General features: G+C 73.9%; 7 protein-coding genes. 5 read left to right on the top strand and 2 right to left on the bottom strand.

Going from position 1 to position 12121, the window contains the following annotated elements; genetic code table 11:
* Together ABZW11_RS28160 and ABZW11_RS28155 are read left to right on the top strand one after the other, a co-directional pair.
* The coding region (locus ABZW11_RS28160) for an amidohydrolase (RefSeq protein WP_355423097.1) at positions 1-1290 on the top strand (1290 nt) is incomplete at its 5' end.
* Positions 1291-1362: 72 nt separating this feature from the next.
* Entirely contained in the window at positions 1363-4170 is a 2808-nt protein-coding gene (locus ABZW11_RS28155) for a glycoside hydrolase family 2 TIM barrel-domain containing protein (protein ID WP_355423094.1), read from the top strand.
* A 104-nt stretch (positions 4171-4274) separates the two neighbouring features.
* Here the strand turns inward: ABZW11_RS28155 and tuf are convergent, their stop codons facing one another.
* Both tuf and ABZW11_RS28145 read right to left on the bottom strand, forming a co-directional pair.
* Positions 4275-5444, bottom strand: a complete 1170-nt coding sequence (gene tuf, locus ABZW11_RS28150; protein WP_355423091.1) for an elongation factor Tu — start codon at positions 5442-5444, stop codon at positions 4275-4277.
* Between the two features lie 230 nt (positions 5445-5674).
* Positions 5675-6970: a UDP-glucose/GDP-mannose dehydrogenase family protein gene (locus tag ABZW11_RS28145; protein WP_355423088.1), complete on the bottom strand. Its 1296-nt coding sequence runs from the start codon at positions 6968-6970 to the stop codon at positions 5675-5677.
* Positions 6971-7178: 208 nt separating this feature from the next.
* On the opposite strand from ABZW11_RS28145, the gene ABZW11_RS28140 reads away from it, so the two are divergent.
* Genes ABZW11_RS28140 through ABZW11_RS28130 form a run of 3 tightly spaced genes read left to right on the top strand, consistent with a single transcriptional unit; the run spans position 7179 to position 12030 of the window.
* Positions 7179-9047 carry a S9 family peptidase gene (locus ABZW11_RS28140; protein ID WP_355423085.1) on the top strand — a complete coding sequence of 623 codons (1869 nt, stop codon included), beginning with the start codon at positions 7179-7181 and terminating at the stop codon, positions 9045-9047.
* A complete protein-coding gene (locus tag ABZW11_RS28135; RefSeq protein WP_355423082.1) occupies positions 9008-10336 on the top strand; it encodes a serine hydrolase domain-containing protein in 1329 nt (442 codons plus the stop codon). The genes ABZW11_RS28140 and ABZW11_RS28135 overlap by 40 nt, the downstream gene beginning before the upstream one ends.
* A 14-nt stretch (positions 10337-10350) precedes the next feature.
* Positions 10351-12030, top strand: coding sequence for a helix-turn-helix domain-containing protein (locus ABZW11_RS28130; RefSeq protein ID WP_355423080.1), 1680 nt, complete (start codon positions 10351-10353; stop codon positions 12028-12030).
* The last annotated feature ends 91 nt before the right edge of the window (positions 12031-12121 follow it).

Below are 12121 nucleotides of genomic sequence, written 5' to 3'. Positions count from 1 at the left end.
CTGCGCCGCGAGCTGCACGCGGCGCCCCGCGTGTCCGGGCAGGAGGCGCCGACGCTCAAGCAGGTGCTCGACGCGCTGCCCGACGGTCTCGTCGAGCACGTGGCGGGCACCGGGGCCGTGCTGCGCGTCGGCGGCCCCGGCGCCGCCGTGGGGGTGCGGGGCGAGCTGGACGCGCTGCCGATCGTCGAACGTACGGGTGTGCCGTGGGCCGCCACCAACGGCGCCATGCACGCCTGCGGCCACGACGTGCACCTGGCCGCCGTGGTCGCCCTGGCCCGCGCCGTCGCCACGGTCGCCGCCGGCGGCCCGGTGGAGGCGGCCTCGGAGGTCATGACGGAAGCCGCCGCCCAGGGCGCCGCGGAAGCGGTCGCGGATGCGGGCCCCGCCGGCGGATCCTCCGCACGCCCCGCCGCCACCGGGGTGGTGGAGGAGGTCGCCGAGGCCGCCATGGAAGGCGCGGCGGAGGCGGTGGCCGAGGTAGTGGGCGCGGTAGTGGGTGGGGCGGAGCCGGTGCCGTTGCTGGTGGTGCTGCAGCCGCGCGAGGAGACGTACCCGTCGGGGGCGCAGGACGTCGTGCGGTCCGGCGCGCTGGACCGGCACGAGCTGCGGGCGATGGTCGGGGCGCACGTGCAGCCGGTGCTGGAGGAGGGGACGATCGCCTGCACGCCGGGGCCGGTCAACGCGTCGTCCGACGAGTTCAGGGTGCGGGTCACGGGGGCCGAGGGGCACGCGGCGTATCCGCATCTGACCCGCGACCCCGTGCTCGCGATGGCGCAGGTGATCGTGGCCGCGCAGCAGCTCGTCAGCCGGGCAGCCGACCCGATGGTGCCGACGGTGGTCACGTTCGGCACGGTCACGGCGGGCACCACCCCCAATGCCGTGCCGGGCGAGGCGCTGGCCACCGGCACCCTGCGCACGATGTCGGAGAGCTGGCGCGAGGAGCTGCACGTCAGGTTCAGGCAGGTGATCAGGGACACCGCCCGCGCGTACGGCTGCACGGCCGACGTCGAGATCCTGCCCGGCGAGCCGATCCTCATCAACGACCACGATCTCGCGCTGCGGGCGGGGGAGCGGCTGCGACGTGAGGGCTGGACGGTGTCGGACGAGCTGCGTTCGTGCGGGGCCGACGACTTCGCCAGGTACGGCGCGGTGGCGTCGTCGCTGATGATGTTCGTGGGCGTGGACACCGTGGCCGGGCTGCACAGCCCGCGGTTCCTGCCGGACGACGAGGCGGTCGGGGCGGTTGCGGAGGCCCTGCTGGCGGGTTACCTGGCCGCCTCCGGCCCATGAACCCCCGCGTACGGTCCGGACGAAGGACCCCATCGCTGACGAAACCTCCCCCAACCTCTAGGCTCAGCGGCGATGGATCTCGAAACCTTCACCCCCGGCTCGGGCCGGCTCGCCCCCCGAGCGGCCCTCCACTCCGACGCCCCCGCCATCAGCCTCAACGGCACGTGGCGCTTCCGCCTGTCGCCGGCCGCCGACGTCCCCGAGGACTTCACCGCCCCCGGCTACGACGACTCCGGCTGGGACGACCTCCCCGTCCCGTCCCACTGGAACCTGCACGGCCACGGCGCCCCCGCCTACACCAACGTCTCCTTCCCCATCCCGATCGACCCGCCCCACGTCCCCGGCGAGAACCCGACGGGCGACTACCGCCGCGTCTTCGACCTGCCCGAGGGCTGGCAGGGTGGGCGGCAGGGTGGGCGGCTGCGGTTCGAGGGCGCCGAGTCGTTCGCCCGCGTCTGGCTCAACGGCCACGAGCTGGGCTTCTCGACCGGCAGCCGGCTGCCCGTCGAGTACGACGCCGCCCCCTACCTGCGGCCCGGCCGCAACGTGCTGGCCGTGCGGGTGCACCAGTGGTCGGCCGCCACGTACCTGGAGGACCAGGACATGTGGTGGCTGCCCGGCATCTTCCGCGACGTCACGCTCACCCGCTCCACCGCCGACGTGTACGTCCGCGCGGACTACCGGGACGGCCGCGGCGTGCTCGCCTACCTCGAAGGTCCCGGCCCGCTGAGCCTCCCCGAGCTGGGCGTGGCCGGCCTGGAGCCGGGCGGCGAGATCACCGTCGAGGCCGAGCCGTGGACAGCCGAGACCCCCCGCCTGTACGAGGCCGTCGTCACCGGCGACGGGGAGACCGTGCGGCTGCGGGCCGGGTTCAGGACGATCACCGTCGAGGACGGCGTGCTGCTCGCCAACGGCAGGCCGCTGCTGCTCAAGGGCGTCAACCGGCACGAGTTCCACCCGGAGCACGGCCGGGCGGTGCCGTACGAGACCATGCGCGAGGACGTGCTGCTGATGAAGCGGCACAACGTCAACGCGGTCAGGACCAGCCACTACCCGCCCCACCCGCGCTTCCTCGACCTGTGCGACGAGCTCGGCCTGTGGGTGATCGACGAGTGCGACCTGGAGACGCACGGCTTCTGGGAGGTCGGCTGGCGCGCCAACCCCACCGACGACCCCCGCTACGAGGACGCGCTGCTCGACCGCATGCGCAGGATGGTCGAACGCGACAAGAACCACCCCAGCGTCATCATGTGGTCGCTCGGCAACGAGGCGGGCGTGGGCCGCAACCTCGCCGTCATGGCCGGCTGGGCGCGCGAGCGCGACCCGTCCAGGCCGCTGCACTATGAGGGCGACCGCTCCTGCGCCCACACCGACGTCTACTCCCGCATGTACGCCTCCCACGCCGAGGTCGAGCTCATCGGCAAGCGGGAGGAGGACCCGCTCGACGACCCCGAGCTGGACGCGCGCCGGCGCACGCTGCCGTTCCTGCAGTGCGAGTACGCCCACGCGATGGGCAACGGGCCCGGCGGCCTCGCCGAGTACCAGGAGCTGTTCGAGCGCTACCCCAGGCTGGCCGGCGGGTTCATCTGGGAGTGGATCGACCACGGCATCGCCCACCCCGTCCACGAGTACGCCTACGGCGGCGACTACGGCGAGCCCGTCCACGACTCGAACTTCGTCATCGACGGCCTCGTCTTCCCCGACAGGACGCCGTCGCCCGGCCTGATCGACCTGAAGAAGGTGTTCGAGCCGGTCCGCTTCACGTTCGGCGACGACGTCGTGCGGGTCGTCAACGGGTACGGCTTCCGCGACCTGTCCCACCTCCGGTTCACCGCGACCGTGCAGGTGGAGGGCGAGACGGTGGCCGAGCACGTGCTCGACGTGCCGGCGGACGGCGGCGAGGTCGCGCTGCCCGGCGCGGGCGGCGGGCCGGAGGGCGAGCGGTGGCTCACCGTACGGGCCGAGCTGGCCGGGGACCAGCCGTGGGCGGCGGCCGGGCACGAGGTCGCCTGGGGCCAGACCCGGCTTTCTGCACCCACACCCACACCCACACCCACGCCCGCCTCCCGCACGACCGCGTTCACCGGAGATGGGCTGATCACCGCCGGTGACTGCGCGTTCGACGCGTCCGGGCGGCTGGTGCGGCTGTTCGGGCTGGAGGTCGAGGGGCCCAGGCTCGGCCTGTGGCGGGCGCCCACCGACAACGACCGCTACGGCGGGCTCGAGGGCCGCTGGCGGGCGCTCGGCCTGCACCGGCTCACCCACCGCGTGGACGAGGTCAGCGTGGGCGACGAGCTCGTCGTACGGACGCGGGTCGCGGCGGCCGCCACCGACCTCGGGATGCGGGCGACCTACAGGTGGACGTACGACGGCGGGCTGCGGCTGGCCCTGGAGATCGAGCCGGAGGGCGAGTGGCCCGGGCCGATCCCGCGGCTCGGGGTCGACATGACGCTGCCGGGCGCCGCCGTGGACCGGGTGACCTGGTTCGGGCCGGGGCCGGGGGAGTCGTACCCGGACACCGGGATGGCCGCCCGCGTCGGCCGCTGGTCGGCCACGGTGGAGGAGCTCCAGACGCCGTACGTGTACCCGCAGGAGAACGGCCACCGCGCGGACGTCCGCTGGGCCGTGCTCACCGGCGAGCAGGGCGGCATCAGCGTGTCGGGCGAGCCCCCGTTCGGGCTGACGGCGCGCAGGTGGAGCACCACCGAGCTGACGGCCGCCCGGCATCGCCCCGACCTGGTGCCGGGCGACCGCCTGCACCTCCACCTCGACCTCGCGCACCAGGGCATCGGCACCGCCACCTGCGGCCCTGGCCCGCTCCCGGTGTACGACCTGCCGCCCCACCAGGCCACCCTGCGCCTCCGCTTCACCCCCGCGTGAGGACGCGCGCCTTCGCGTGAGGACCCCCGCCCAGGGGCGGGCGCGCATGAGAACGGCCGTCCCGGTCGTGATGACCGGGACGGCCGTCAGGGGTGCCGTCGGTGTCAGGCGGTGAGGACGGTGCCCGCGCCGACCGTGAGGCCGCCCTCACGGATGGCGAAGCCGAGCCCCGCCTCCAGCGCGACCGCCTTGCCCAGCGTCACCGTCACCTCCACCGTCTCGCCGGGGGCGGCGCTCTCGACGCCGTCCGGCAGGGTCAGCTCGCCCGGCACGTCGGTCGTGCGCAGGTAGAACTGCGGCCGGTAGCCGGAGGCGATCGGCTTGCGCCGGCCGCCCTCCTCCGGCGTCAGCAGGTAGACCCGGGCCGTGAAGGCTCCGAGCGCCCGCTGGCTGCCCGGCGCGGCCAGCACCATCCCGCGCCGCACCTGCTCGCGGCGGATCCCGCGCAGCAGCACGGCCGCGTTGTCGCCGGCCTCGCCCTGCTCCATCGTCTTGCCGAACGTCTCGACGCCGGTGACGACGGCGGTGAACCCCTCGCCGAATCCGACCACCTCGACGGTGTCGCCGACGCGGACGGTGCCCCGCTCGATGGCGCCGGTGACGACCGTGCCCCGGCCGGTGACCGTGAGCACGTTCTCGACCGGCATGAGGAACGGCGCGTCCACGTACCGCACGGGCACGGGGATGTGCTCGTCCACCACCCGCAGCAGCTCCTCGACGGAGGCCGTCCAGACAGGGTCGCCCTCCAGCGCCCGCAGCCCGGACACCCGCACCATCGGCACGTCCTGGTAGCCGTGCTCGGCGAGCAGCTCCTGCAGCTCCAGCTCGACCAGGTCGACGAGCTCGGGGTCGGCGCCGTCGGCCTTGTTGACGGCGACGACCAGGTGCTCGACGCCGACCCGCTTGGCGAGCAGCACGTGCTCCTTGGTCTGCGGCATGATGCCGTCGTGCGCGGACACGACGAGGATCGCGCCGTCGAGCTGCGCCGCCCCCGTGATCATGTTCTTCACGTAGTCGGCGTGGCCCGGCATGTCGACGTGGGCGTAGTGGCGGGTGCCGGTCTCGTACTCGACGTGCGAGATGTTGATCGTGATGCCCCTGGAGGCCTCCTCCGGGGTGCGGTCGATCCGCTCGAACGGCGTGTACGTCGCCTGCCCACGCTGCGCCAGCACCTTCGTGATGGCGGCGGTCAGCGTCGTCTTGCCGTGGTCGACGTGACCCATGGTGCCGATGTTGAGATGCGGCTTGTTGCGTACGTAGGCCTGCTTGGCCATCGGTTCCCTTTCCCTGAAACCTGCGGAGTGAGTGACCCGTGTGGGCCGGTTCGACCTCCCCCCGCCGGGTCACTTCAGGGACTTACGGGAAGAGGTCGGCGCTCCAGGCCGTCGCAGGCACGCCCGAACGCGCCCGGCAGTGCGGGCGTCGCGAGGTGGGCGAGCGGGAACATGATGTTCATAGTGCGGTCGTCAGCAACGAACCGCAACGGATTATTCCGCCGCGTGAGTCAGGGGCGGCCGACCCCCATGTACGTGTAGCCGAGCCCGCGCATCTCCTTCGGATCGAGCAGGTTGCGCCCGTCGTACAGCACGGGACGCCGCATGGTCGCCGCCATCCCGGCCCAGTCGGCCTCCTTGAGCTGCGGCCACTCGGTGACCACGATGGCCGCGTCGGCGCCCTCGACGGCCAGCTCGGGGGTGGCGAGGCGGGTGGTGGAGGTCCACGGCTCGACCTCGGCCGGTCGCGCCATCGGGTCCCAGCAGCGCACCTCGGCGCCCTCGGCCAGCAGCCGCCCGGCCAGCACGGTGCTGGTGGCCTCGCGCATGTCGTCGGTGCCCGGCTTGAACGTCAGCCCGAGCAGCGCCACCCGCATGCCGGTGAGCGTGCCCAGCTCGTCCTTCAGCTTCTGGATCGCGCGGCGCTTCTGCAGGTTGTTGACCTCGATGACGGCCGACAGGAGCTGCAGGTGGTAGCCGGTGTTGGAGGCGAGCTGGCGCAGCGCCTCGGAGTCCTTCGGGAAGCAGGAGCCGCCCCAGCCGATGCCGGGCCGCAGGAAGTGGGGGCCGAGCCGGTGGTCGAGGCCGACCGCGCGGGCGACCTCCTCGACGTCGGCGCCGGTCTTCTCGCACAGCGTGGCGATCTCGTTGATGAAGCTGATCTTCGTGGCGAGCAGCGCGTTGGAGGCCAGTTTGACCATCTCGGCCGAGCGCACGTCCATGACGACGACCGGCCCCTCGATGCCCTCGTGCAGCTCGGCGACCAGGGCGGCGGTGGCGTCGTCGGCCGAGCCGATGACGATGCGGTCGGGCCGCATGAAGTCGCGTACGGCGCTGCCCTCGGCGGTGAACTCGGGGTTGGCGGCGTAGCCGACGTGGGACAGGCCGGCCTCGTCGAGCGCGGCGCGCACGCGGGTGCCGGTGCCGACCGGCACGGTGGACTTCATCACGACCGCCCGCAGGTGCTCGGCGCCTTCGAGGGAGCGCACGACCGACCAGACGCGCGACAGGTCGGCGTCGCCCGAGGCGGACGGCGGGGTGTCGACGCACACGTACGCGATCTCGGCGCCGTCGAGCGTCTCACCGAGGTCGGTGGTGAAGGACAGGCGCTCCTTGTTCCTGGCGATCATGTCGCCGAGGCCGGGCTCGTAGATCGGCACGTCGCCGGAGCGCAGCAGGGCGACCTTGCCGGGGTCGATGTCGCGGACCACGACCCGGTGACCCAGCTCCGCGAGGCAGGCGCCGGTCACCAGACCGATGTAACCGGCACCGAACACGGCCACCTGCCGTTCCGGCGTGCGTACCATGCTTGAACCATCCATTCTCGGGAAAACTCGGGGGGAAACAGGTGCCGGTGACCGGCGGGGGATCTTAACCTTAACGTTCGCCCCGTCATTCTCCCCGACCGGCGGGACCACCTGGTTCCCCGGCCGGTTGTAGCAGGGCACAACCAGGGGCCGGGCGTTCGTCCGGGAGGCCGAAGCAGGGCCGATGCCGGTGGCCTACGGTTCGCATATGCGACGTCTCACCCTGGACGACCTGTTCGGCTTCGCCGTCCCCTCCGACCCGGCCCTGCGTCCCGACGGCGGCGCGGTGGCGTACACGCTGACGAGCGTCGACCGCGCGGCCGACGAGAACCGCACCGAGGTGTGGCTGGCCGTCCCCGGCGCGCAGCCGCGCCGGCTGGCGGAGGGCAGCGCGCCGCGCTGGTCGCCGGACGGGCGCACGCTGGCGTTCCTGCGCACGGTGGACGGCGCCGCGCAGCTGCACCTGCTGCCCATGGACGGCGGCGAGCCCGCGCCGCTCACGAACGCGCCGCTCGGCGCGGGCCCTGCCGTGTGGTCGCCCGACGGCACGAAGGTCGCCTACGCGGGCCCGGTCGGCCCTGGCGACGGCGGGCCGCCCGACCCGCACGCGCCCGTGGTGGCCGACCGGCTCGACCACAAGGCCGACGGCGCGGGCCTGCTGCGCGGGATCACCACGCACCTCTTCGTGGTGGACGTCGCGTCAGGAGAGTCCACCCGGCTCACCGAGGGCGACCTGCACGCGGGCGAGCCGTCGTGGTCGCCGGACGGCGCCATGCTGGCGTTCACCGCGGCCCTGGAGCCCGACCCCGACCTGGAGCTCGACGCCGGCGTGTACGCGGTGCCCGCGACCGGCGGGAAGCCCGAGCGGCTGACCGACCCCGGGCTGCTCTGCGCCGGCGCCTGGTGGCTCGGCGACCGGCTGGTGGTGGCCGCGCAGAAGGGCGAGCCGGTGGGCCACGTCCGGCTGTTCGAGCTCGGCCAGGACGGCGCCGCCGAGGTGGAGACAGGGCTCGACCGCAACGTCATGGTCGGCCACCCCGGCTACCCCGGCGCCGTCCCCGCCGCGCACGGCGACGACCTGCTGTTCTGCGCCCGCGACCGCGGCCTGACCCGCCTCTACCGCGCCCCCGCGCACAGGCTGGTGCCCGACGACGTCAGCGTGGCGGGCGCGAGCGTGGCCGCCGGCAAGGTCGCCTACGTCGCCGCCACGCCCCGCAGCCCCGGCGAGGTCTTCCTCCTGGACCTCGCCGGCACGACCCCCGAGCGGCTCACCCGGCACACCCCGGCGGGCATCGACCCGTACGTGCCGGTCAGCCGCACCTTCACAGCCCCCGACGGGACCGAGGTCGAAGGGTTCGTGCTGCGCGACGAGAGCCGCACCGGGCCTGGCCCGCTGCTGCTCGACGTGCACGGCGGCCCGCACAACGCCTGGGCGCCCGTCCTCGACGGCTTCCACCTCTACCACCAGGCGCTCGCCGCGCAAGGCTGGACGGTGCTCACCCTCAACCCGCGCGCCAGCGACGGCTACGGCGAGGCCTTCTACAAGGCGACGGCGGGCGCCTGGGGCCTGGCCGACACCCAGGACTTCCTGGCCGCCGTGGACGCCCTCGTCGCCGACGGCGTCGCCGACCCCGAACGGCTGGCCGTCACCGGCTACAGCTACGGCGGCTACATGACGTGCTGGCTGACCGGCGTGACCGGCAGGTTCAAGGCGGCCGTCGCGGGCGGCGCGGTCACCGATCTGAGCAGCATCTCCGGCACCTCCGACCTGGGCCACCTGCTCAAGACGTACGAGTATCACGGCGACCTGGCCGCCCAGTCGCCGATCACCCGCGTCGGCGAGGTCACCGCACCCACCCTGCTGCTGCACGGCGAGAACGACGACCGCTGCCCGATCGGCCAGGCCGAGCAGTGGTTCGCCGCGCTGCGCGAGCGCCGCGTGCCGGTCCGGCTCGTGCGCTACCCGGGGGCCTCCCACCTGTTCATCCTGAACGGCCGGCCCTCACACCGGTACGACTACAACGAAAGGATCATCGCGTGGCTGGAGCAATGGGTCAGCAGCGGCTCGCCGAGCTGATCGCCCGGTACGAGGTGCCAGGAGCGGCGCTGGCGTACCTGCACGAGGGGGAGCTGACCGAGGTCGCCGCCGGCACGCTCAACACCGCCACCGGCGTCGAGGCCACCCCCGACGCGCTCTACCAGATCGGCTCGATCACCAAGGTCTGGACGGCCACCCTGCTCATGCAGCAGGCCGAGCGCGGCAGGCTGACGCTGGACACCCCGGTCGCCGAGGTGCTGCCCGGGTTCAGGGTGGCCGACCCCGAGGTCAGCAAGACCGTCACCATGCGGCACCTGCTCTCCCACACCAGCGGCATCGACGGCGACCTGTTCCTCGACACGGGCCGCGGCGACGACTGCGTGGCCAAGTACGTCGAGGCCTGCGCCGACCTGGCCCAGAACCACCCCATCGGGGTCACCCAGTCCTACTGCAACTCCGGCTTCGTCATCGCCGGCCGCGTCCTGGAGAAGCTGAGCGGCAAGACCTGGGACGCCCTGCTGCGCGAGGAGATCGCCGAACCCCTCGGCCTGACCCACACCTGGACGCTGCCCGAGGACGTGCTGCGCTTCCGCGCCGCGATGGGACACGTGGACGGCGGCGCGCCGGCCCCGGTGTGGGGGCTGATGCGCAGCGCCGGCCCGGCCGGGCTCATCTGCGCCCGCCCGGCCGACGTGGTCGCCTTCGCGCGGGCCCACCTGGAGGGCGGGCTGCTCGACGACCCGCAGGCCATGTGGGAGCCGCAGGTGGACGTGCCCAACCCGCACGGGCTCGGCCGCCAGTGGGGCGTCGGCTGGATCCTGGACGAGTGGAGCGGCCGGCGCGTGCTGTCCCACGGCGGCAACACGATCGGCCAGCACGCCATGCTCTGGGCCGTGCCGGGCACCGGGACCATCGCCTGCGTCACCGCCAACGGCGGCCACTCCGGCGCCTTCACCCGCGCCGTGGCGACCGAGCTGTTCGCCGAGCTGGACGGTCTCGCCGTGCCGCGGATGCCCGCCCCGCCGGAGACCCCGATCGAGGTGGACGCCACCCCGTACGCCGGCGTCTACGAGCGGGCCGGCGCCCGCATCACGGTGTCGGTCAAGGACGACGGGCCGTGGCTGACGATGGAGGCCACCGGCGCGCTGGCCGAGCTGGAGCCGGAGCCGGTGGAGCGCAGGCTCGTCCCCGTGGAGGGCGGCGAGCGGCCGCTGTTCGCGTGCAAGGAGCCCGACGCCCCAGACTGGCTCGCGGTCGTCTTCTACGAGCTCTCCGACGGCACCCCGTACGTGCACATGGGCGCCCGTGCCACGCCCAAGACGGGGTGAACTATCGTGACCCCATGAGAATTCGCCCGCGCGCCGGCCTCGGGCGGATCCTCGACGACCTCGGCACCACGGTGCTCGACGTCGCCGCCTCGCCGGGTGACCTCGACGCCGAGGTCACGGGCGTGCACATCTACGACCCCCTCGACGAGCTGATCGTGCCCGAGGGCGCGATGGTGCTCGCGGTCGGGGTGCAGGGCGCCGCCGACGTCTGCGCGCTGCTGGCCCGCGTGCCCCACGCGGCCGGCGTCGTCGTCAAGCTGCCCGTCGACGTGGACGAACGCGTGCGCGCCGCCGTGCTGGAGACCGGCGTCGCCGTGCTCGGCCTGACCAGGGCCGCCTCCTGGGCGCAGGTGGCGGCGCTGGTGCGCTCGCTGCTCGCCGAGGGCGACCTGGCCGAGCCCGGCGAGGGGGCGCACGGCGACCTGTTCGCGCTGGCCAACGCCGTGTGCGCGCTGCTCGACGCGCCCGTCACGATCGAGGACAGGTCGTCGCGGGTGCTGGCGTTCTCCGGCCGGCAGGAGGAGGCCGACCAGGGCCGCGTCGAGACCGTGCTGGGCCGCCAGGTCCCCGAGCGCTACCTGCGGCTGCTCGACGAGCAGGGCGCCTTCAAGCGGCTCTACCAGAGCCGCGAGCCCGTCTACATCGAGCTGCACGACGGCAGCGTGATCGACCGGGTCGCCGTCGCGGTGCGGGCGGGCGACGAGATCCTCGGCTCCATCTGGGCGGCCGTGCACGAGCCGCTCACCCCGCAGCGGCAGCGCGCGCTCGCCGACGCCGCCAAGGTCGTCGCGCTGCGGCTGCTGCACGAGCGGGCCGGCGCCGACACCCAGCGGCGGCTGCGCGCCGACCTGCTGTCCACCGTGCTCGCGGGCGGCGCCGACGCCGCCGAGGCGGCCGGCCGGCTGGGCATCGCGACCGCCCGGCTGTGCGTGCTGGCCGCCGAGCTGACCGGCCCGCCTGGCGACACCGCCCGCACCTCCTGGCACGCCTCCGACCGGGCCTCCGATCGGGCCTCCGACCGGCTCTCCGATCACCTCGCCGACTACGCGGCCGACCACGCGCGCAGCGAGAGCGAGCGGCAGCGCTTCTGCGACGCCCTCGCCCTGCACGTCGCCGCCATCCACCCCAAGGCCGCCGCCGCGCTCGCCGGCTCCGTCGCCTACGCCGTGCTGCCCCTCACCCCCGGCGGCGGCGAGGAGGAGCGGGCGGTCCGCGTGGCCGAGAGCTTCCTCGCCAGGGTCGGCCCCCGCCACGCCGCCAACGTCGGCGTCGGCCGGCTCGCGCTCAACCTCGCCCAGGTCGCCCGCTCCCGCGCCGACGCCGACCGGGCCCTGCGCGTGCTGCGCACCCGGGGCGCCGGCGGGCAGGTCGCCGGCTACACCGCCGTGCACTTCGAATCGCTGCTGCTCCAGGTCGCCGACGTGGCCGCCGCCGAGGAGCAGGCGCCCACCGGCCCCTACCAGCGGCTGCTGGAGCACGACGCCGAGCACGGCACCGAGCTGGCCGCCACGCTGGGGGCGTACCTCGACGCGTTCGGCGACGTCAACCTGGCCGCCGCCCGCGTCCACGTGCACCCCAACACCTTCCGCTACCGGCTCAAGCGGCTCACCGAGATCGGCGGGCTCGACCTGAGCGACCCCGACGCCCGGCTCACCGTGCAACTCCAGATGCGGATCTTCGGACGCCAGCACTAGACGGCCGAGCTTTTTCGTGGCCGGCACCGAAGAACGCGCCACGGCGCAGCCGCGAAGGTGGACCTCACCCCCACGCTCGTCTGGAGTACCC

This window comes from Nonomuraea sp. NPDC004580, assembly GCF_040609855.1.
GTDB lineage: Bacteria > Actinomycetota > Actinomycetes > Streptosporangiales > Streptosporangiaceae > Nonomuraea > Nonomuraea salmonea.
This window is presented reverse-complemented; position numbering and strand designations above follow the sequence as displayed.